General features: G+C 57.4%; 17 protein-coding genes. 9 read left to right on the forward strand and 8 right to left on the reverse strand.

Going from position 1 to position 21029, the window contains the following annotated elements; all coding sequences use genetic code 11:
- Positions 1-38: 38 nt before the first annotated feature.
- The 6 genes from HY010_20975 to HY010_21000 are packed head-to-tail and all read right to left on the reverse strand — an operon-like array spanning position 39 to position 5491.
- Complete coding sequence (locus tag HY010_20975; protein ID MBI3478215.1) at positions 39-617, reverse strand: isoprenylcysteine carboxylmethyltransferase family protein; 579 nt, start codon at positions 615-617, stop codon at positions 39-41.
- A complete protein-coding gene (locus tag HY010_20980; GenBank protein ID MBI3478216.1) occupies positions 610-1704 on the reverse strand; it encodes a glycosyltransferase family 9 protein in 1095 nt (364 codons plus the stop codon). The genes HY010_20975 and HY010_20980 overlap by 8 nt, the downstream gene beginning before the upstream one ends.
- Before the next feature lie 6 nt (positions 1705-1710).
- Entirely contained in the window at positions 1711-2190 is a 480-nt protein-coding gene (locus tag HY010_20985; GenBank protein ID MBI3478217.1) for an adenylyltransferase/cytidyltransferase family protein, read from the reverse strand.
- A gap of 8 nt (positions 2191-2198) precedes the next feature.
- Positions 2199-3233: a hypothetical protein gene (locus HY010_20990; protein ID MBI3478218.1), complete on the reverse strand. Its 1035-nt coding sequence runs from the start codon at positions 3231-3233 to the stop codon at positions 2199-2201.
- Between the two features lie 18 nt (positions 3234-3251).
- Positions 3252-4196: a tetraacyldisaccharide 4'-kinase gene (lpxK, locus tag HY010_20995; protein ID MBI3478219.1), complete on the reverse strand. Its 945-nt coding sequence runs from the start codon at positions 4194-4196 to the stop codon at positions 3252-3254.
- On the reverse strand, positions 4193-5491 hold the full coding sequence (locus HY010_21000) for a 3-deoxy-D-manno-octulosonic acid transferase (protein MBI3478220.1): 1299 nt from the start codon (positions 5489-5491) through the stop codon (positions 4193-4195). The genes lpxK and HY010_21000 overlap by 4 nt, the downstream gene beginning before the upstream one ends.
- 68 nt (positions 5492-5559) lie before the next feature.
- Here HY010_21000 and HY010_21005 point away from each other — a divergent pair, with 68 nt between their 5' ends.
- From HY010_21005 to bamA, 3 genes are all read left to right on the forward strand, one after another.
- Complete coding sequence (locus HY010_21005; protein ID MBI3478221.1) at positions 5560-6243, forward strand: hypothetical protein; 684 nt, start codon at positions 5560-5562, stop codon at positions 6241-6243.
- A 55-nt stretch (positions 6244-6298) separates the two neighbouring features.
- On the forward strand, positions 6299-8425 hold the full coding sequence (locus HY010_21010) for a molybdopterin-dependent oxidoreductase (GenBank protein ID MBI3478222.1): 2127 nt from the start codon (positions 6299-6301) through the stop codon (positions 8423-8425).
- A 260-nt stretch (positions 8426-8685) separates the two neighbouring features.
- Positions 8686-11475 carry an outer membrane protein assembly factor BamA gene (gene bamA, locus HY010_21015; protein MBI3478223.1) on the forward strand — a complete coding sequence of 930 codons (2790 nt, stop codon included), beginning with the start codon at positions 8686-8688 and terminating at the stop codon, positions 11473-11475.
- Positions 11476-11589: 114 nt separating this feature from the next.
- Here the strand turns inward: bamA and HY010_21020 are convergent, their stop codons facing one another.
- On the reverse strand, positions 11590-12312 hold the full coding sequence (locus tag HY010_21020; protein ID MBI3478224.1) for a hypothetical protein: 723 nt from the start codon (positions 12310-12312) through the stop codon (positions 11590-11592).
- 265 nt (positions 12313-12577) lie between these two features.
- Between HY010_21020 and HY010_21025 the strand changes: the two genes are divergently transcribed.
- The 6 genes from HY010_21025 (at position 12578) to HY010_21050 (ending at position 19612) form a co-directional block, all read left to right on the forward strand.
- Positions 12578-13075, forward strand: a complete 498-nt coding sequence (locus HY010_21025) for a hypothetical protein (GenBank protein ID MBI3478225.1) — start codon at positions 12578-12580, stop codon at positions 13073-13075.
- A gap of 51 nt (positions 13076-13126) precedes the next feature.
- Complete coding sequence (locus HY010_21030) at positions 13127-13486, forward strand: PilZ domain-containing protein (protein ID MBI3478226.1); 360 nt, start codon at positions 13127-13129, stop codon at positions 13484-13486.
- 104 nt (positions 13487-13590) lie between these two features.
- Positions 13591-16113 carry a PAS domain S-box protein gene (locus HY010_21035; protein MBI3478227.1) on the forward strand — a complete coding sequence of 841 codons (2523 nt, stop codon included), beginning with the start codon at positions 13591-13593 and terminating at the stop codon, positions 16111-16113.
- A 123-nt stretch (positions 16114-16236) separates the two neighbouring features.
- Complete coding sequence (gene msrP, locus HY010_21040) at positions 16237-17196, forward strand: protein-methionine-sulfoxide reductase catalytic subunit MsrP (GenBank protein MBI3478228.1); 960 nt, start codon at positions 16237-16239, stop codon at positions 17194-17196.
- A gap of 156 nt (positions 17197-17352) precedes the next feature.
- Entirely contained in the window at positions 17353-17985 is a 633-nt protein-coding gene (locus HY010_21045) for a sulfoxide reductase heme-binding subunit YedZ (protein MBI3478229.1), read from the forward strand.
- Positions 17986-18073: 88 nt separating this feature from the next.
- Positions 18074-19612, forward strand: a complete 1539-nt coding sequence (locus HY010_21050) for a hypothetical protein (GenBank protein ID MBI3478230.1) — start codon at positions 18074-18076, stop codon at positions 19610-19612.
- 136 nt (positions 19613-19748) lie between these two features.
- Here the strand turns inward: HY010_21050 and infB are convergent.
- The coding region (gene infB / locus HY010_21055) for a translation initiation factor IF-2 (protein MBI3478231.1) at positions 19749-21029 on the reverse strand (1281 nt) is incomplete at its 5' end.

Below are 21029 nucleotides of genomic sequence, written 5' to 3' on the forward strand. Positions count from 1 at the left end.
GAACCCTGTAGAGACGGAGCTTGCCCCGACTCCGCATTTCATTTTCCTAACATCAACTTCACGACCAGAATGGCCAACACGGCAAGGCAGCCGATGACGGCCTGGTATTCACGGTGTTTCCAATATCGCTCCGACGAAAACGAGCCACGCTGCGTGCCGTAACGAGTAAAACGCGTCGCGAGGCGAGGCACGTTTTTCGCGTAGTCGGCGTATTCCGGGAATGTCTGGCGAAGGTAGCGCTCCTCGCCCGCGATCACCGGAACATAGATCACGATGAATATCACGATCAGCATCGCGGGGATCCACTCATTGCGCGCTGCGATTGCAAAACCCACGGCCATGATGATCGATCCCAGGTACAGCGGATTGCGTGTGTACGCGTAGGGTCCGCTGGTAGTAAGTTGCTTATCTTTTTGGACGTGGCCCGACGCCAAGCCCCGCAGAAGGAGCCCGGGGATAAGCAGCAAACCGCCCGCCAGCAAGGAACTCCACGTGGGATGAGCAAGCCATACGTAGGCAATTGCAAACGCGAAGCTCAGAGGCACTCGAATGCGCCGGGCAACGCGCGACCAGTCTGAAAACGGCGGTCGAGACTCGGGCTGCACTGTGTCAACCATGATGGCCACCCAGAAGCTTACGCGCTGCCGCAACAACTTCCTCGCAAGAAATTTCCAGCAGCCCTTTCTCCGGCTCGCGAAGGCGCGCATGACTCGTCGCACTGCTCGCGCTCCGCAGCACGGACGCAACCGTGCCAAAGGGGCCGTTACGCGCCGGGTTCGTCGGTCCAAAAATCGCTACGACCGGAATTTTCAGGGCCGCGGCCAAATGCATAGGGCCCGTATCGCCTCCGATAAATAACCGGGCGCGCCGCGTAAGCGCAATCAACTCGGAAATTGAACATGATATCTTCCGTGCCGCGCCCGCACTCGCGGTTTCAACTTCGACCGCCAGCTCTTCTTCGCCCGGACCAAAGTTGATCAGCGACCGCACTCCATCTTGCGAAAGTCCCCGCGCCACCGCTCCATAGCGCTCCGCCGGCCATTGCTTGGCTCCCCAGCCGGCGCCGGGATTGAGAATCGCAAAATCGCGCGCGTCCCCGATCAGCGCACTAATCTTATTCTCCGCGTCGGGATCGTGTGGAAACGCAACTTCCGGCGCGGGCCCTGTCACGGGACGCTGCGTCACCGCTTGCGCCAGCGAGAGCGCCTGTTGCACAACATGAGACCCCGAGGTCGCAATCTTGCGCGTATACCACATGCTGGCGGCGTTTTCACGAGGCTGTACATCACCATAGACAACACCGGCGCCTGACCAGCGCGCCAGCAACGCCGAACGGACCGCGCCCTGGAAATCCACCGCCACTTCGTACTTGATTCCGCGCAACTCACTCACCGCGACTGCAACCTGATTCCACGTCTTGAAAGCGAAGAGCGAGCGCCGCCATGCCTTTGTGTTGACCGTATGCACTCGATCGACCCATGGACGCTGGGCCGAGCGTTTTCCAGATCGCGGATAACGGAGCGTGCAGAGCAGTTCCGCCCAGCGTTCTTCAACCAGCCATCCAATCGTGATGTCAGGGAAAGCTTCGCGAAGCGCTGCCACCGCGGGCAGAGCATGAATGATGTCTCCCATCGCGCCGAGGCGAACCACCAGCAGGCGCTCAAACGGTGGCCGCTCGACGGTGGTGGGAGCATCGGAGGTCATGCGGGCTTACGTGCTCCGCGGAGTGAGCCGGGTGCGGATAATCTCGGTCGCCGAGTGATCCTTGGGATCGCCCACGATGGCCACTCGTCCACCGCACGCTTCCACCTCGGCTCGCTCGGGAACGCTTTCGACCGTATAGTCAGTGCCCTTAGCCTGAAAGTCGGGACGAATTTCGCGGATGATGGCGCGCACATCCTTTTCAGGAAAAATAACGACCGCATCGACGTCGGCGAGAGCCGACAGAATTTCCGCACGCTCTTCGGCGGGCATCACCGGACGACCCGTGCCCTTCAGTGTGCGGACCGATTCGTCCGAGTTCACGGCCACAACCAGTTTGCCGCCCAACTCGCGAGCCGCATGCAGATAACGCACGTGCCCGACATGCAGTACGTCGAAGCATCCATTGGCGAGAGTAATGCGCGCACCGGATCGTCGCCATTCCGCGACGCGGTCTTGCAGTTGTTCGCGAGTAAGAATCTTTTGCAGGACGGATGTCAATGCTGTCGATTCACAGGCGCAGCTTGATCCAGCGCCTGAAGCAATTCCTTTTGCGTGACCGTGGCCGTTCCACGCTTCATCACCACGATGCCCCCCGCATAATTCGCGAGCTGGGCGGCTTCTTCCGTGTCCGCGCCCGCGGCGAGAGCGGCAGTGAACGTCGCAATCACGGTGTCGCCTGCTCCGGTAACATCTGCTACCTCGTCGCTGCCGAAGATCGGAATGTCGATCGCCTTATGGCGCCGCGGAAAAGCAACCATGCCGTCTTTGCCACGAGTGATGAGGAGGGATTCCAGTTTCATCTCCCCAACAATCTGTTCGCCCGCCGCTACCAATCGATCCCAATCATCGCCAATGCGGATGCCGAGGACGTCTTCCACTTCCGCTTCGTTAGGCGTAGCCGCAGTGATTCCCGAAAACTTGAGCATGCGATGGCGCGAATCGAGCGTGACCGGCACGCGGTCGATCCCGCGCTTTTCGCGAACCGCATTCAACAACGTTGGGGTCGCCGCACCGTAGCCGTAGTCCGAAACCAGCAAGGCGTCCGAAGCACGCGCATATTCGCGCGTCGAAAGTACGAGCTCGCGGCGCAGATGCGAATTTGGTCCTTCGGCGGGCTCGCGGTCCAGACGGACTACTTGCTGCCCGGCTGTATGCGCAAAGCCAGCCAGAATGCGCGTCTTGGTCACGGTCGTATAACTCTTGTCTTTGAGCACACCGCTGACGGGAATACGGCGATGACGGAATGCGCGCAGCAACAGCTTGCCTGCTTCGTCGTCACCAACCACTCCGACGGGGAGGACCGTGACGCCGAGGTCCGCGAGGTTGCAGATCGCATTCGCGGCGCCGCCCGGAACCACTTTGCGATCACGGTGCTTCAGGATCAGTACCGGCGCCTCGCGGGACACCCGCGAGATTTCACCGAACACAAATTCGTCCGCCACCAGGTCGCCCATGACGGTGACCGTTTTCTTGGGAAACGCCTCCACAATCTTGCGCAGGCGATCGTTCTCTCTACTGTGCTTAGCCATGATGAACCTAAGATTTTCTCACGAGCGCGGCTTCCGCTCCGCAATTCTCGCGAGAATTGTATCCACAAGCGTAACTGGATGGTCGATGGTCAACTTCAAGGTCGCGACGACAAGAGGTTCGAGCTGGGATCGCAGTGCTCCCAGATTGATCCCATCTTTTTCGGTGGTCACAAAACCCTGCGCCCCGAGTTTACTCTTCATCGTGAGCAGGCTTTGGATTTCACGATCTGCGTACGCGTGATGATCGCGGAAAGCAACCTCCGCGGCCGGCGCAACGCCACACTCTCGTACTTGCGCAAAGAACTGTTCCGGACGAGCAAGCCCGCAAAACACGATTGGCGAAGCAGGGGCCTCGGCAAGTACTAACTCCCTCGTCACTCGCCAAACAGGCTTTTCATGAATCCGGGCACTTTCAACTGCCAACCCCTGCGGCAACAGGATGGCGTCCGCCCGTCGCAATGCAGACATCGGCTCACGCAGGCGTCCGATCGGCAATAGAGCATCCTGCAAGTCAGCCTCGGTCATCAGTACGATGTCGAAGTCACGAGCCAAAGAACGATGTTGAAGACCGTCGTCCAATAGATGGAGTTGCGCCTGAAATTTCTGCTCGGCAAGGCGACCTGCCTCGTAGCGGCTTTCCCCCACCACCACTGGCGCTCCCAACTTCCTTGCGATCAGCAGCGGCTCATCGCCGAAATCAGATGCACTCCCGCGGGGATCCACGATGCGTACGCCGCGCGTCTTCCGTCCATAGCCGCGTGAAAGGACGTCGAACGAAACGCCCCTCTCCTTCAACAATTCGCCGAGAGCAATTACAAATGGCGTCTTGCCAGCGCCCCCAGTCGACAGATTACCCACGCTCACGACTGGCTGTTCCAGTCGCATCGCGGGAAGCACTCCACGATCAAACAGACGATTGCGCAAGCCAATGCCCGCACCGTAAAGAGCGCTCAGCGGATTCATGCTGAACCCTTTGTCGCCGTTGGAGTGCTCATTAATTGAACCAGTGCATCCACGGTTCTGACGGTCGCACCGCGCTGCGACTCGAGCGCGGCCAAAGCATTCCGGCCCAGGGTATCCCGCTCGCCGGCATTTTCGATCAGTTCCATGAACACCAGCGGCAATTCCGCTAGTCCAACCACGCGGACGGCATTGCGCTCGCGAAAGTAATTGACGATGTCACGAAAATTTTCGTAATGGTTGCCCGTAACCACGGGCACACCATACATCGCCGGTTCAAGGATGTTGTGCCCGCCGCGCGGCACCAGGCTTCCGCCGACGAAAGCTACCGTCGCGAGCGAATAGAGCGCCGCAAGTTCCCCGATGCTGTCCACCAGGAACACGCTTCCTGCCAGCGGTTCTCCGCTCCACAACGAACGCCGCAACATGCGAAAGCCAAGCTTCTCCACCAATTCGGCGACTTCGACGAAACGCTCAGGATGGCGCGGCGCCAGAATCATCACTGCTTTGGGGTGATCGACCAGGAGATTGCGAAACGCTGAGAGCAATGAACCCTCTTCGTCTTCAACCGTGCTGCCGCAGACCAGTACGGGCCCAGTTGCCGACTCGCGCACACTGTCGCGAAGGCTCGCCACAATAGCGGGAGCAGGGGGAGGGGCGACATCAAATTTCAGATTTCCCGTGACCGAGACGCGTTCCGCTGACGCACCAATTTCAATCAACCGCCGGCCATCTTCTTCGTTCTGCGCCAGAAACAGGTCGATATTCTTGAGCACGGCCGGCAACCAGAAGTGCAAACGCTGGTATCCCGGCAGCGAGCGATCGGAAATACGGCTATTGATGACGGCTACGCGCGCGCCACTGCGTTTTGTAAGCAGTAGAAAATTCGGCCAGAACTCGGTCTCTGCAATGACCACCAGTTCCGGACGCAAGGCCGCCAGATACGGACGGATTGCAAAGCCGAAGTCGAGCGGAAAATAAATCACGTTGTCCGCGCCGAATCGGCGTGCGGCGAGCTTTTGTCCCGTATCGGTCGTCGTCGAGACCACCATGCGGTGGCTGGGGAATTTCGCCTGCAGAGCTTCGATCACCGCGCTTGACGCAACCACTTCTCCCACGGAAACAGCGTGCACCCAGATCGTGCGCTTCGGCGACGGGGTCAGAAACGCAGAAGGGACGCGCCCCAGTCTCTGACTTAGCCCGGCGCGATACTTCCCATGTCGGAGCATCTGCAGCAACCAATAGGGCAGAGTCAGCAGAAGGAAGAGGAACAGCAGCGCACTGTAGAGCCCATACATTCGGGAAATCACATTCTAAATGGACAGAACATCGCTTTTGCAGGCCGGGCGCATCCTATAATTCAGCTATGCGCAGATCAAGCAACATTCGGGTCGCAGTTATTGTCCCCGCCGTGGTTGTGTTCGTCCTGTTTTCCTGCCTGGTAGCCCTTGCAGGCAAGGATTTTGTCATGCCCGCGGCACAGGCCGCCAGCACCTATCCTGCGCACGACGATCATCCCACGGAGAAACTGGCAATTGCGGTTGATCCCTATGACATGGCGGACAAGGCGCAGATATTCCGCACTGACTTTAACGGCTACGGCTATATGCCGGTATTTTTCGTCGTGACCAACGACAGCGATCAGCCCGTCGCATTGACCGGGATGAAGGCACAACTCATCACCACCAACCGGACGAAGCTTTATCCGGCGGAAACGGATGACTTGGTTCGACGTATGTCACGTCCCTCGCGCAACGACCGGCCAGGAGTGCAATTGCCGATCCCGTTGCCTGGAAGCAAGAAAGTAAAGGGCGCTGTCAGCCGCCAAACCATGGACGAAATCAGCCAGGCACAGTTCGGTGCGCGGTCGGTTGAACCTCATTCCACCGCATCGGGCTTTTTGTTCTTCGACGTGTCCGACATTTCCACACCTCTGGCAGGAGCCAATTTCTACGTGACCGGAGTCCGCGACGCCGGGGGCAACGAACTCATGTACTTCGAGATTCCCATGGAGAAATATCTCAGCGCCCCAGCTGCAAAAAAACCGTAACCAGTTGGACATAGCACCCGTGCCTTTCGCCACGAATTGAACTTATAATTCCCAAATGTCCTCGACCGTCCACGCGGCCTGTCCTCACGATTGCCCCGATGCTTGCGGCGTCCTGATCACGATCGAGGGCGGCCGCGCCACGAAAATTGAAGGCGATCCAGCGCATCCAGTCACGCGTGGATTCCTCTGCGCCAAAGTCACCAAGTATCTCGATCGCGTCTATTCCCCTGACCGCGTGCTCCACCCGATGCGTCGAAAGAACAGCGTCCCCAAGGGTCCATCGGGCCAGTCGGCACCCGCCGGCGAGGCTTTCGAGCGCATCACCTGGGACGAGGCACTCGATGAGATTGCACGCAACCTTCGCGAAGTAAGCGATAAGTATGGCCCTGAAGCGGTTCTTCCCTACTCCTATGGCGGCACGCTCGGAGCCCTGAACGGCGCTTCCATGGATCGCCGTTTCTTCCATCGCCTGGGCGCATCGCAACTCGAGCGGACAATCTGTTCCAGCGCCGGCGGCGAAGGATTGGCGTCTGTCTATGGCGTGAAGATGGGCACCGAACCGGAGCAGTTCGCACAGGCTCGCACCATCATTGCCTGGGGAGCGAACATTCACGGCAACAATGTGCACCTGTGGCCTTTTATCGAAGAGGCTCGCCATAAGGGCGCGAAGCTGGTCGTGATCGACCCCTACAAGACGCGCACTGCAAAATTTGCGGACTGGTACTTGCCGATTAATCCCGGCACCGACGCCGCACTCGCGCTGGGGATGATGAACGTCATCATCAACGAGGGACTCTACGATGCCGACTATGTATCCCGTTTCACGTTGGGCTTCGAGCAACTGAAGGCACGTGTGCAGGAGTATCCACTCGCCAAAGTCGCTGCCTGGACGGGAATCTCAGCGGCCGACATTCGCAAGCTCGCGACCGACTATGCCACCCAGCGTCCGTCCGTGATTCGAGTGAATTACGGGATCCAACGTTCCGAGAACGGAGGCATGGCTACGCGGGCTGTGGCAATGCTGCCCTGCCTGACCGGATCGTGGAAAGAAGTTGGCGGTGGATTGCAACTTTCTACCAGCGGCGCATTCGGCTTGAATAAGGCTGCGCTCGAAATGCCGGAGTTGATGCAAAAGTCGCTGGGACGCGCGGCGCGCATCGTCAACATGGTGCAACTCGGATCCGCACTGAATTCGCTGGGCGATCCACCTGTGCACACGCTTTTTGTTTACAACTCCAATCCGGCAGCGGTCTGTCCGGATCACAATGAAGTGATCCGAGGATTGAAACGTGCCGACCTGTTCACAGTCGTCCACGAACAATTCTTCACCGACACAACTGACTACGCCGACATCGTCCTGCCGGCGACCACGTTCTTTGAGAATAAAGAACTGGTCGGCGCATACGGACACTACTACCTGCAGGTTTCAGACCGGGCCATTGAACCGCTCGGAGAATGCTGCTCGAATGTCGAACTATTCCGCTGTCTCGCCGAGCGCATGGGATTTGATGACGACTGCTTCCACGAAAGCGTGGACACGATGATCGAGCGCGCTCTCGATTCTCCAAACCCGTGGCTAAAGGGACTCTCCCGCAAGCGCCTGGAGCGGGAAGGCCATGTGCGGCTGAACTTTTCAGGCAATGGGGATGCCCCTTCTTCGCAAGATCGACCGTTCCTTCCTTTTGCCGAGGGCAATTTCAAGACGCCATCCGGCAAAGCCGAGTTTTACAGCGAGACGCTGAAGAATCTAGGACTGGATCCCGTAGTTGCTTTCACGCCGCCCGTGGAATCGAGGCACGGAGCGCAGGCCGCCCGGTTCCCGCTCGAACTCTTGTCCCGCAAGCCGGACAACCATCTCAATTCGACTTTTGCCAATCTGCCCGGCACTCGTAAGCTGGAACCCCTGATCGGAGCCATAGAAATGCATTCGCAGGACGCCGAGTCTCGCGGAATCAAAGACGGCGACCGGGTTCGCGCTTTCAATCACCGTGGCGAAATCGTCTTAAACGCTAAAGTAAATGGGTCTGTGCCCCCTGGGGTGGTCGCCGCCCGCCTCGATTGGGCTCGCTTTGGGGAGGGCAATCGCAACATTAACGTGCTCACTTCAGAAAAACTTACAGACATGGGCAACGCGGCGACGTTCTATTCCGTCTGTGTTGAGGTGGAGCTTTTTCGGGCCTGACTCGGAGAGATTGTTTCTCTCTCGCTTGGACGCCCCGCCGGACTCTACCGTATAATTACCGTTTTCCTAACTCCAGGTTTTTCGAGGTAGTCGCGATTCATCGCCGTCATCAGGAAATCCCTTGCGCCCAGGGCCTGCGTCGTCGCGCGAGTGCGCGCAATCGTAGGGGCTCGCTGCCATCCTCTTTTATCTCAAGGGGTTGGCGGAACTGGTGCGCCCCGGGACGACTATTAGGAATACTCGCTTTCCTACTCCTCTCCTTGCCTGCCCTTGCCCAACAGGATCTGGTGGTGGGCATTACGGTCCACGGCAACCGGCGCATACCCGCGGAAACCGTCAAAGCGCGCATTTTTACTCGTACCGGCGACGTTTATGACGTAGCCGCCATCGAACGCGACTTCAACTCGCTTTGGAATACCGGCTACTTCGAGGACATCCGCTTTGAGCGCGAACAGACTTCCAAAGGCTGGGTTCTCCACATTTATGTGAAGGAACGCCCGACCATCCGCGAAATCAACTACACCGGACTGAGTTCGGTCTCGACCAGCGATGTCTTGGACCGCTTCAAGGAGCGCAAGGTCAGCCTGTCTGTCGAGAGCCAGTACGATCCCACCAAGATCAAGAAAGCCGAAGTCACGCTGAAGGAACTGCTGGCTGAGCACGGACGACAGTTCGCCACCATCCGGAGCGAGATTCGACCGATACCTCCTGCTGCAGTTGGCCTGACTTTTGTCATCCGCGAAGGTCCCAAGGTCAAGGTCGGCAAAATTCGCTTCGTCGGCAACAAACACATCAATAACCGCACTCTGCTCGCTTCCATGAAGAACCTGAAGCCGATCGGAGTCCCGAAGTCGATCTTCCTGGAAAGCCTGTTCGCCAAGACCTACGACGCGACCAAACTCAGCGAAGACACAGAGCGTGTGCGAACGGAATTTCAGAATCGCGGCTACTTCAAAGTCCTGGTCGACGACCCGAAGACGGACATCCACGACACTGGCCACACCGGCTTCCACGTGCCTCTTTTTCAGAAGGGCTCAGGCAAGTCCGTTGACATCACGATGACCATCGATGAAGGGTCGCGCTACACCCTGGCCAAGATCACCTTCAAGAACAACAAGGCGATTCCCAACGAAGCAGCCTTGCGCAGTCTCTTTGCCATGAAAGATGGCGAGGTCTTCTCCCGCGAGAAAGTGGCGAAGGGACTTCAGAACCTGACCAAGGCGTACGGCGAGGCTGGGTACATCAACTTCACGCCCGTTCCGAACACGACTTTCGACGACGACAAAAAAACCGTGAACCTCGAAATCGACGTCGACGAAGGCAAGCAGTTCTACGTGCGCCGCATCGAATTCCAGGGCAACACGACGACGCGCGATAAGGTCATCCGCCGCGAAATTGCCCTTGAAGAAGGACAAACCTACAACTCTCGACTTTGGGAACTCAGCCTCCTCCGCCTGAATCAGCTCGGATATTTCGATCAACTCAAGCCTGACGATCCCAATACCACCGATCGCAAGCTCGACGAGAAGAACGGTACTGTCGACCTGACGCTGAAGGTCCACGAAAAAGGCAAGAACAGCATCGGACTCCAAGGCGGCGTCAGCGGACTGGCCGGAGCCTTCATCGGCCTCACGTACAGCACCAACAATTTCCTCGGACTGGGCGAAACTCTTTCCGTCCAGGCCAGTCTGGGCAATCGCCAGCGCGACTTGCTGTTTGGATTTACTGAGCCCTACTTATTCGACCGCCCCATCCAGGCTGGGTTCACGATTTATACCCGGAAGTCGAACTTCGATCAGGCTCGACAACTTTCGATTACCTCGGGACAGAACTTAAACCTGCCGTCTCCCCTGTTGCAAAACCTGCAAAACTATACGCAGTCGAGCACCGGCGTGAGCTTTTCCGTCAGCTACCCGCTACGTCGATCGTTCAAGCGCATTGGCATCAGCTATTCTTTCGACCGATCGTCGTTGGTGGCGGTTAGCGATGCCTCGAAGATTCTGTTCAGCAACATCAACTTCCGCGGTATCAGTGGTCCCAACGCGCTGAACGGGATTGTGACCAGCAAGATCGTCCCCAGCTTCACGATGAACACGCTCGACGCGGCCTACCAGCCTCATCATGGCAAGAGCATTTTCCTCGGCGGTGAGTTCTCCGGACTGGGCGGCACGGTGTACACGATGCGTCCCATCGTGCAGTACAAGCAGTTTTTCCCGGTCAACAAGCGCCGCAACGCGATTGGCTATAACCTGCAGGGATCATTCATCACGGGATACAACAACGTGGTTGCGCCACCCTTTGAGCGTGCTTACCTTGGCGGCGACAATGATCTCCGCGGATTCGACATTCGCACCATCTCGCCGATCGCCTTCTTGCCGAGCACCCAGGTTGTATCGCTGCGCAACCCTGACAATTCATTTGTCCCGAAAGATCCGCGTATCCCGGTAGGTGCAGATGCCAACGGCCGCTGCGCGCCGGTTGCAAACTGCTGGAATATTCCTGTTCCCTTCCAGCAATTGACGACTCCCGGAGGCGACTTAAGCCTGACCGGAAACCTTGAATATCGCATCACGATCGCCGGGCCGGTTGTGATCGCGCCGTTTGTGGACGTGGGCGTCAACCCGATCATCCGTAAGTCGCAGTTGAAGATCAATACTGGCCAGTTTAACGATCTGCAGAACTCGCTGTTCGGCTGCCCCGATCTCGATCCGGCATTCCAATGTACGGGCGGACAAAAGATTGGATTCTCGCAATTCCTCCAGCCGGTCGCTGGCACCAATTGGGTGCCGCGCATGTCTACCGGTATCGAACTGCAAGTCATGCTGCCGGTAATCAACGCCCCGTTCCGCATTTATTGGGCGTACAACCCACTTCGTCTGAACAGCAGTACCAATCCGCCGGTACCCATCACGAAGGAAATGTTCCCGTTCGCGACCCATTTCGGAGCGGCGGACTACACCTATCAAAATACGATCGATTCACTCGGCCCCAACTACACTCTGCGCGAACCGCGCAAGACCTTCCGCTTCTCTGTCTCAACCACGTTCTAACTCCCTGAGTCTGTCATCCCGAGCGAAGCGAGGGATATGCATCTTGCAGCGAACTACAGATCCCTCGCTTCGCTCGGGATGACAGACCTATTTAGGGAGTGATTTCGCGTTTGCCTAGTGAGTCGTGAACGCAATCACGATCAAGTAGACCGCCTGGGCGGCAGCCATTCCAATCCAGACAAACCGGCGAATCCGCGAACGGCGTAAATCTCGCAGCAGAACCGCTTGGGTAGGATCAACGGAACGTAGTGTTTGCGCTGTCTCAACAGCAACGGCGACTGGAGCTATCGGGGGCAGAGTCGATAGTTCCGCTTTTGGCTTGTCGGGATAAAACACCTTGGGAGTGCTGATCACTTCCGACCACGCAGGCAGCAGGATCCAAGTTTCCGGGATGATATTAGTCACCGGCTTGGAGGTCAGTTCGAGGGTGGGCAATTTCTCTGGAACCAGCCGATCCGCCAGATTGCGGAGCAGCGAACTGAACCAGAAGTGGCTGAGCTGGTCCGTGATCAGTTCTCCCACATCCACCGGAACCGACTCCAGGTCGAGGGGTGGAAGGGTTTCGGGAGAGATTACGTCTCCGATGTTGGTGAATACTGTCCGAAACCAGGGCAGCTGCAAGCGCTCGCCGAGGGCCAGGCCAACATCGACCGGGCGCGACGTAAGTTGTAGTGGCGGAAGCTTTTCCAGCGCAAATGTGTGGCGCAGATTGGTCAGCAGAGACTTCCACAACGGCTGGGTCAGGGACGCTGGTGGGAGCAGATCGATCCGAAGCTCTTGTGGCGGAGCCGAAGGCTCTTCATACCAGGCTTCGGCGGCGTTCGAACGATATGCCATGCAAATATGATGCTAGATGCCGCCGCTCCAATTGTCACGCGTGTTTACGCAGTTTTACAGGCTCCCCCCTGCCGCAACTGCAAAGACGCAGGTTGCCGGGTCTCCTGTGGGTAGACGCGCCGTTTCCCGGTTACGGAGGGCACCGCCCTCCATCCCCTTTTCAAGCGATTTCTCCGAGAATTGCCGCTATTCCTTCCCTTTCCTTCGTTAGTACATGGACTTTCAGCCGTTGAGCCTTGGGCCCCGCCTGAAGCACAATCACAAGATGAGTGCTTTCGGCCTTAACAGGATTGCCCTGTCGCGGAAACTTGGTGCACTCTTACTCGCGCTGGGTGCCCTCACGACCGCGGCCGCAGGTAAGGATGTTGCACTGATATCGAACAAGAACAATTCGCTTCCCACCATCGCTCTGGCGGACCTGGTGAAGGTGTGTAAAGGCCAGATGAGCCATTGGCCTGACGGAAAGCCAGTCACGATCGTGATGCGCCAACCCGGCACTCCTGAACTGAAGATGGTGGAAGACAAGATTTACGCAGCCACTTCTCAGGATGTGCGCGAGTTGATTTCCTCCGCCAATCACAACCGGGCGGACCGGCCGGCGGTTATCCTGGGCAACAGCGACGAAGAAATCATTCGTAAAGTCGAGTCGATGCCCGGAGCCATTGGGCTGGTGGACATCTACTCCATTACTGGCGCCGTCCAGGTAATCAGAATCGGTGGCAAGCTTCCTCTGGAATCGGGTTACGCGCTTCATGGGAACTGAATGCTGGTCTTCATTCGCAATGTCAGTATCGATAGCGCGGAAAGGGTTTGATTGAACAACGACAGTGCCGCAACAGCCCCCGCGTATCACCGGCATCGGCGCTTTCCGCGTCACGCAATGGATGCGCGCATTCAACTCTCGGTATTCCGCGACGGCTCGACAATTTCGCTCTGGGGCCGCACCAGCGAGTTGGGGCAAGATGGCGTGGGAGCCACCCTCAGTGCGGAATTAAAAGTTGGGGAAGTTGTTTCCATGGAATTTCCCATTCCCGTCCCACCCTATTTGATGAAGGTGCGAGCCATCGCACGCTACAGCGAAGGCCTGCGCTGCGGATTCGAATTTCTGATTGTGACTGAGGAACAGCGGCAAACGCTTCGCCGGACCTGTGAAGTTCTGACCAGCGCCTTCTAACCGGCATCGTCTCAACATTTCCGATTACCCCGGTAACTTTCTGCCACCCATCCAGGTGGGTACCATCGCACTAGTGCCGGTGCTACCGGAAGGGACCAACCTGTATGGGGGAGAAAGTCACCCCGCCAGCCACTTCAGCCGAAGTGCTGCGGGCAAGAACGCTGCGGGAAGCGCACCAGCGTGGACTTCCTCCGATCCTGACGCACATTTCTCCTGAGTCAAGATCCAACGGCGATTCCGCCGGACACTCCGCTGACATCGAAAAAGCCTACCTCGAGCAGATTGTCGAGAATGCCCCGGAAGCGATCAGTATTCTTGACTTGGATCTGCGAGTCATCCGCATCAACGACGAATTCACACGCCTGTTCGGATTTGATCACGACGAAACCTGCGGAAAAACGATCGACACTCTGGTCGTTCCTCCCGACCGCTCCGCGGAAACCGTCTGGATCGCCGATAGCGTAGCGCAAGGGAACAAGCTCTCACTGGAAACGCGGCGGCTCCGCAAAGACGGAACCTTGGTGGACGTTCTCGTCTCAGCCTCTCCGGTGATGGTCGACGGTCGCAGAGTCGCCACCTACGCCTCCTATCGCGATATCACGGAACAAAAGCGCGCGGAGGAATTGAACTCGGCCCTCTACGCGATCGCAGCACGCGCGCATTCGGTAGAAAATCAGCAACAGTTCTTTGCCGCGATCCACAACATCGTCGGCCATCTCATGTATGCGCGGAACTTCTACATCGCGCTTCTCGATTTCGATCAGCAACTTCTGCATTTCCCTTACTTCGTCGATGAACAGGACGGAGCACCGGCATCCAAGCACCTGGGACGTGGCCTCACGGAACATGTCATCCGCACCGGTGAGCCTCTCCTGGCGACGCCCGGCGTCTTCGAAGAGCTTGTGCAGCGCGGAGAAGCGGAACTGATCGGCGCCGCCTCGCTCGACTGGCTCGGCGTTCCTCTCATGGGAAGTAACGGCTGTATTGGAGCCCTGGTCGTCCAGAGCTATAGCGAAAATGTCCGTTTCGGCGAACGCGATCGCGACATCCTGAAGTTTGTTTCTCAACAGATTGCGACTGCCATCGAACACAAGCGATATGAAGAAGCCTTACGGCGCTCTGAGGCGCGCTACCGCTCGCTGATCCTGAGCGCCGCTTACGGCATCTACCGGTGCACGTTAGCCGGGAAATTCCTGGATGTGAATCCGGCCCTCATTTCTATGCTGGGTTATGTCTCGGTGGAAGAAGTTCTGCAACTCGATCCACGGCGCGATGTCTTCTTCAATGCGCAAGAACTGGATCGCTTAACCGAGGAATACCGCCGCAATGGAAGCCTCAATGGCGTTGAGGTGCAGTGGAGGGCCAAAGATGGCCATGTGATCGTGGTGCGCTTGAGTGGGCGTCCTGTCAGTGGCGCGGACACGGTAGAAGAACTTGAGATCATCGCTGAGGACATCACCGAACGCCGCCAGTTGGAAGAACAGTTTCGCCAGGCACAGAAGATGGAAGCGGTCGGCAGACTCGCCGGTGGCGTGGCCCACGACTTCAACAATCTTCTGATGGTGATCAACGGCTATACCGAAGTGCTGCTGGAAGAATTGAAGTCGGGTAGTCCGATGTATCAGAAAGTACATTCCATTCAGCAGGCTTCCGATCGCGCCGCCACTCTGACCCGGCAACTGCTGGCATTCAGCCGCAAGCAACTTCTGGAACTGAAAGTAGTCGACGTCAATACCGTGATCGCCGACATGGAACGGTTATTGCGGCCGTTAATTGGCGAGAACATCACTCTTGCGACTCGGCTCGCACCCGATGCAGGCCGAACGCGCGCCGATGCCGGACAACTCGAACAGGTCATCATGAACCTGGTCGTCAATGCCAAAGATGCCATGCCCGATGGAGGCAGAATTACGATTCAAAGCTCGGAGGTCACGGTGCGCCCGAATTTCCGGGAGCATCGATTCATCCAGCCTGGCCGCTATGTCGTGATCTCGGTCGTCGATACCGGACTTGGCATGGACAAGGAAACTCAATCCCGCATTTTCGAACCTTTTTTCACCACCAAGGAAAAAGGCAAAGGCACCGGACTCGGGCTCTCGACCGTCTACGGAATCGTGAAGCAGAGCGGCGGCTACGTGTTTGCCCAAAGTGAAATCGGGACGGGGACAACGTTCTATATTTACTTGCCGCGAGTGGAAGACGCACCCGAGGCAATGAGTCCGGCCAAGGCGCAGGAGAACGAAAAGGGCGGCTGCGAAACCATCTTGCTGGTCGAGGACGAAGACTCGGTCCGCGAACTCGTGCGCGAAACGCTGGTGGCGCGTGGCTACCACGTGCTCGAGGCTGAAAACGGAGAAAGCGGCCTGCGCGTCGCCGAAATGCACCGCGATGAAATCGATATCCTGATCACCGACGTCATCATGCCCGGGATCGGTGGCCGTGAACTGGCGAAAAGGCTGCTCCAGATTCGGCCACGCCTGGCCGTACTCTACCTCTCCGGCTATACCGAAGACACGATCCTCCATCAGGGGGCGCTCGATCCAGGAACTGCATTCCTGCAGAAACCCTTTACCCTGCAAAACCTTGCCCGCAAGGTCCGGGAAGTCCTTCGGCTGGCATCAAACTGACGTTTTTAACCGCAGGGCTGCAACTATTCTCCGTCTTGAGACTCCAATCATTGGACCATTGGATACATCCAACATCCATGTGGGTCTGTTTCGCGTACTTTATAGTGAGAGTGGGGTCAGGCAATGCTTTTCAAAAAACCTTCCGATATAGCTTCCTCTGAAATCACGCCCAAAGATGTCTATTTGAACCGGCGCCGTTTCCTCACGGGCGCAGCCGTGGCTGGAGTCGCGACGGCGGCGGGCTTCGCATTTCGGGAACTTGGCTCGCCTTCAGTGGTGACGGAAGCCAACGCAAAGATTGACGGCGTAAAGAAAAGTTCGTTCAGCACCACCGAAGCGCAAACTCCGTTCAAGGATGTCAGCAGCTATAACAATTTTTATGAGTTCTCCACCGACAAGTATGAACCGGCGGGCATTGCCAAGAATTTCAAGACGCGTCCGTGGACGGTGACCATCGATGGCCTGGTCAAGAAGAAACTGCAACTCGACGTAGACGCGATCATAAAAATGGCCGCGCCCGAAGAACGAATCTACCGGCATCGCTGCGTAGAGGGGTGGTCGATCGTTGTTCCGTGGGTAGGATTCTCGCTGAGTGAGTTGATCAAAGTCGCAGATCCGCTAGGCAAAGCAAAATTTGTTGAGTTCACGACGCTCCTCGATCCCAAGCAGATGCCCGGCCAGCGCGTGCCGGTGCTCCAATGGCCCTACGTCGAAGGCCTGCGCATGGACGAAGCGATGCATCCGCTGGCATTGCTTTGCTTTGGAATGTATGGCGAGACTCTTCCCAACCAAAATGGAGCGCCTCTGCGCGTCGTGATTCCGTGGAAATACGGCTTCAAGAGCGCCAAGTCGATCGTGAGAATCCGTTTCACCGATCAGGAGCCGATGAACAGCTGGCAACTCTCGGCCTCGAACGAATACGGATTTTATTCGAATGTGAATCCAAATGTGGACCATCCCCGCTGGAGCCAGGCACGCGAGCGGCGCCTCGGCGAATTCACGAAGCGGCCCACGCTGATGTTCAACGGCTACGACCAGGTCGTGAGCCTCTATTCGGGAATGGATTTGAAGAAAAACTTTTAAGGGCAGAGGTGGCGAGGTCAGATTGCAGAGGTGAAGAGCTACGAGCGGCGAGCCAAATCGTCAGGTCGCTGGGGTTCGGTTCGCTCGCGGCTCGAAGCTCGAAGCCCGTAGCTCTTTACCTCTGCAATCCAACCTCTGGCCTCTGCAATCGCCTCTATGACCCGCTTGCGCATCACCAAGTTCCTGATCTTCCTATCGGCGCTGATCCCACTGGGACGGCTCGTCTGGAAGTTTCGTCATGACAGCCTCGGCGCAAATCCGGTGGAGGTCATCACGCACTCGACTGGCGATTGGACGCTGATCCTGATCATGGTCACGCTTTCGATCACTCCGCTCCGCAGGCTGACGAAACAGTACTGGCTGATCGGCGTCCGGCGCATGATCGGCCTGTTTGCGTTTTTCTACGGATGCCTCCACTTCACAACCTACCTGTGGCTCGACAAGTTTTTCGACTACCACGAGATGCTCAAGGACATCGTGAAGCGCCCGTTCATCACGGTGGGATTTCTTGCTTTCACGTGCATGATCCCGCTCGCGTTCACCTCGACCCAGGGTTGGATCCGGCGGCTCGGGAAAAACTGGCAGCGACTCCATCGCTTGATCTACATCACTGCGATCGCCGGTGTGGTTCACTACATCTGGCTGGTGAAAGCTGATCTGCGGAAGCCGTTACAGTATGCCGCGGTGTTAAGTGTTTTGATGCTCTACCGGATCGTGATTTGGCTGAACGAGGCGCGGAGAGCCTCATCCGCGGTACGCAGTCCCGCCCCCGAAGTAACCAAAGTGTAATGGGTAACCTCGTTTCCCCTCCTCGACGACAAAAACTTTACTTTAGAATTCGGGTTTGAAGCATCTTACGAATAGCAGGAGTACTCCTATGAATCCGTTTCCCAGCAGGACGAAGTGTGCCGCGCGCGCGGCGCTGGTAATTATGACAATTTCTGTCCTGTTTCTGGCAACGGGATGCGGCTCTGGTAACGGCAACTCGGGCGGAGGCGGAGGCGGCGGAAATGGCTCCGGCTTCAGCAAATCGAGTCTGAACGGGCAGTATGCGTTTACGTTAAAGGGTATCGGCACGCCCGACCTCCTGAATTCTTTCTTTTTTGTGGAAGGAGGAGTGTTCACGGCAGACGGCAACGGAAACATCACGTCTGGGACAGATGACGCAGTCATCAATTTCACCGCCTTCAGCGATCAAATTAGTGGCTCCTACTCGATTAACAGCGACGGAACGGGCAACGTTCTATTCAACTTTCCAGCCGGCGGCCAGTCCCTTTACCGCATCACTTTCAGTGACACGAGTCACTTCTACATGGAACAAGCCGATGGCAATGGAACCAGCGGTGGTTCAGGCGAAAAACAGGATGCTTCGGCTTTTGCGGCCGTGCCATCGGGCACTTTCGTGTATCAGACACATGATCTGGCACGTGCCAGTTCCACAGTCGGAGTTTTGAATCTCGCTTCAGGCCAGATTACGGGCACCGGAGACGCTCTGATCGGCGGCGGACTCGTGTCGCCTCTAACCGTTACCGGCAGCGTCGCGGCTCCCGGAAATACGACTGGCCGGGGATCGATGACCATCACAGATGACACCGGTTCGTCGAGCTATCAATACTACGTCGTGAACTCCAGGAAAATCCGGTTCCTCAACACATCAGCGGCATCGTCGTTGGCGATTGGACAGGCCGAAGCGCAAACCGGTGGACCGTTCACGGACGCGTCTCTCACTGGCACTTACGTCTTTGGCAGTTCCGGGGACACACTGAACGTCGCAGGTATTCACTCGGTAGGACTCTTCACCAACGATGGCGCCGGGCACGTTACAGCGGGGACCTTCGACTCGGTGCAGGACGGGAATCCAACGACCGCTATTTCTCTCAACGCAGGAAGCACATACGCAGTGAATAACATAGGGCGAGTTGACTCGCTGCTCAATCTATCGACCGGAATCACGAATGAAAAAGTGATGTATCTGGTAAGTCCGACGCGCGCTTATTTTCTGGTGAACGATCCGGTCAACGTGGAAGATGGAACTCTGGACAAGCAGACAGGGTCGGCATTCACGAATACCAGCATGAAGGGACAGTACGCGTTCGTGATGGATGGATTCGATGCCAACCAGCAGTTGCCTTATCGAGATCGCGTGGGTACATGGACTCCGGACGGAGCGGGCACAGTTAAAACCAGCTACGTGGCCAGCGGGTATCTCCCCAGTGTTCCCCCGGTGGGTACCGCAACGAGTAACAACCTATCGGGCACTTACGCCGTCGATGCCAGCGGCATCGCTATTGCCAGCGTAAATGATCTTTCCAACAACTTGATCTTCTACATGGTATCCGCCAATTCTGGATACATGCTGCAGGCAGACACAAATGTTGATATCGGCGGCGCGTTCACGATACAGCCGCCACAGTAGCCAGGTGCCCCGTCCAAGCTAGCCTTGGGCGGGATTCTTCTCAAAGTCCGCTGTTCGTTGCCACAAAAAAGTCCCCGCCCAAGCTAAGCTTGGACGGGGCACCCTCTTCGGTTTTCCTAATCACTAGCCACTGCTTCTAAGCCATGGCTTCGGCGGCGACCTTCTCCGTCACGAACGCTTCGATCACGTCTCCGACTTTGATGTCGCCGAAGTTCGCGATCGAGATGCCGCATTCCATGCCATTGGTGACTTGGGAAGCGTCGTCCTTGAAGCGGCGCAGCGATGAGACTTTGCCGGTGAACACGACCGTATCGTCGCGCAGCAGTCGCACTTGCGAGTCGCGGCGGATGATGCCATCGGCCACGCGGCAACCGGCAATCATGCCCACCTTCGGGATGCGGAAGGTTTCGAGCACTTCGGCGCGTCCCTGATAGGTTTCCTTGATGGTCGGTTCGAGCAGGCCGGTCATGGCGCGCTTGATCTCATCCTGCAGTTCGTAAATGATCGAGTGCAGGCGAATATCGACTTTGTCCTGCTCGGCCAGTTCGGCGGCCTTGCGTTCCGGACGCACGTTGAAGCCGATGATGATGGCATTCGACGCCGAGGCCAGCAGCACGTCGCCTTCGTTGATCGCGCCGACTCCTGCACGGAGAAGTTTCAAACGCACTTTGTCGTTCGAAAGTTTTCCCAGAAGATCGGAAAGCACTTCGATCGAGCCGCCCACGTCACCCTTCAGGATGATGTTCAATTCCTTCATCCCAGCGGTACGCAGCTGCTCGGACAGGCCTTCGAGCGACACGCGAGAACTCTTGGCCAGCGTGGCTTCGCGGGCTTTTTGTCCGCGGTAGTCGGAGATGTCGCGCGCCTTCTCGCGATCACCCACCACCACGAATTGATCGCCCGCCTGCGGCAGACCTTCCAGTCCAATGATTTCAACCGGCGTCGACGGCGGAGCTTCCTGCATCGAGGCTCCCCGATCGTCAAACATGGCGCGAACTTTTCCGAACACGTTGCCGACGACAAAGTTATCGCCGGTCTTCAGCGTACCGTTCTGCACCAGGATGGTGCCGACCGGGCCACGTCCGCGATCGAGTTTCGCTTCCAGCACAACGCCGCTGGCCGCGCGTCCCGGAACCGCTCTCAGTTCCTGCAGGTCTGCCGTCAGGCAGATCATTTCCATGAGCAGGTTGAGATTGGTTTTCTTCTTCGCCGAAACGTCGACAAATACCGTCGTTCCTCCCCATTCTTCGGGGAGCAACCCGCGATCGCCCAGTTGTTTCTTGACGCGATCGGGCAAGGCTTCGGGCTTATCAATTTTATTGACGGCGACGATAATCGGAACTTCCGCCGCGTGCGCGTGATCAATCGCTTCGAGCGTCTGCGGCATTACACCGTCGTCCGCAGCGACCACGAGCAC

The organism is Acidobacteriota bacterium, assembly GCA_016196065.1.
Lineage (GTDB): Bacteria > Acidobacteriota > Terriglobia > Terriglobales > Acidobacteriaceae > Acidiflorens.

What these genes read in the sequence shown, in the direction of transcription:
- HY010_21025 (MBI3478225.1), top strand. Translation starts at nt 12,578, where the DNA reads ATGAGTGCTTTCGGCCTTAACAGGATTGCCCTGTCGCGGAAACTTGGT.
- HY010_21010 (MBI3478222.1), top strand. Translation starts at nt 6,299, where the DNA reads ATGTCCTCGACCGTCCACGCGGCCTGTCCTCACGATTGCCCCGATGCT.
- HY010_20980 (MBI3478216.1), bottom strand. Translation starts at nt 1,704, where the DNA reads ATGACCTCCGATGCTCCCACCACCGTCGAGCGGCCACCGTTTGAGCGC.
- HY010_21020 (MBI3478224.1), bottom strand. Translation starts at nt 12,312, where the DNA reads ATGGCATATCGTTCGAACGCCGCCGAAGCCTGGTATGAAGAGCCTTCG.
- HY010_21050 (MBI3478230.1), top strand. Translation starts at nt 18,074, where the DNA reads ATGAATCCGTTTCCCAGCAGGACGAAGTGTGCCGCGCGCGCGGCGCTG.
- lpxK (MBI3478219.1), bottom strand. Translation starts at nt 4,196, where the DNA reads ATGAATCCGCTGAGCGCTCTTTACGGTGCGGGCATTGGCTTGCGCAAT.
- HY010_20975 (MBI3478215.1), bottom strand. Translation starts at nt 617, where the DNA reads ATGGTTGACACAGTGCAGCCCGAGTCTCGACCGCCGTTTTCAGACTGG.
- HY010_21005 (MBI3478221.1), top strand. Translation starts at nt 5,560, where the DNA reads ATGCGCAGATCAAGCAACATTCGGGTCGCAGTTATTGTCCCCGCCGTG.
- HY010_21000 (MBI3478220.1), bottom strand. Translation starts at nt 5,491, where the DNA reads ATGTATGGGCTCTACAGTGCGCTGCTGTTCCTCTTCCTTCTGCTGACT.
- HY010_20990 (MBI3478218.1), bottom strand. Translation starts at nt 3,233, where the DNA reads ATGGCTAAGCACAGTAGAGAGAACGATCGCCTGCGCAAGATTGTGGAG.
- msrP (MBI3478228.1), top strand. Translation starts at nt 16,237, where the DNA reads ATGCTTTTCAAAAAACCTTCCGATATAGCTTCCTCTGAAATCACGCCC.
- HY010_21045 (MBI3478229.1), top strand. Translation starts at nt 17,353, where the DNA reads ATGACCCGCTTGCGCATCACCAAGTTCCTGATCTTCCTATCGGCGCTG.
- HY010_21035 (MBI3478227.1), top strand. Translation starts at nt 13,591, where the DNA reads ATGGGGGAGAAAGTCACCCCGCCAGCCACTTCAGCCGAAGTGCTGCGG.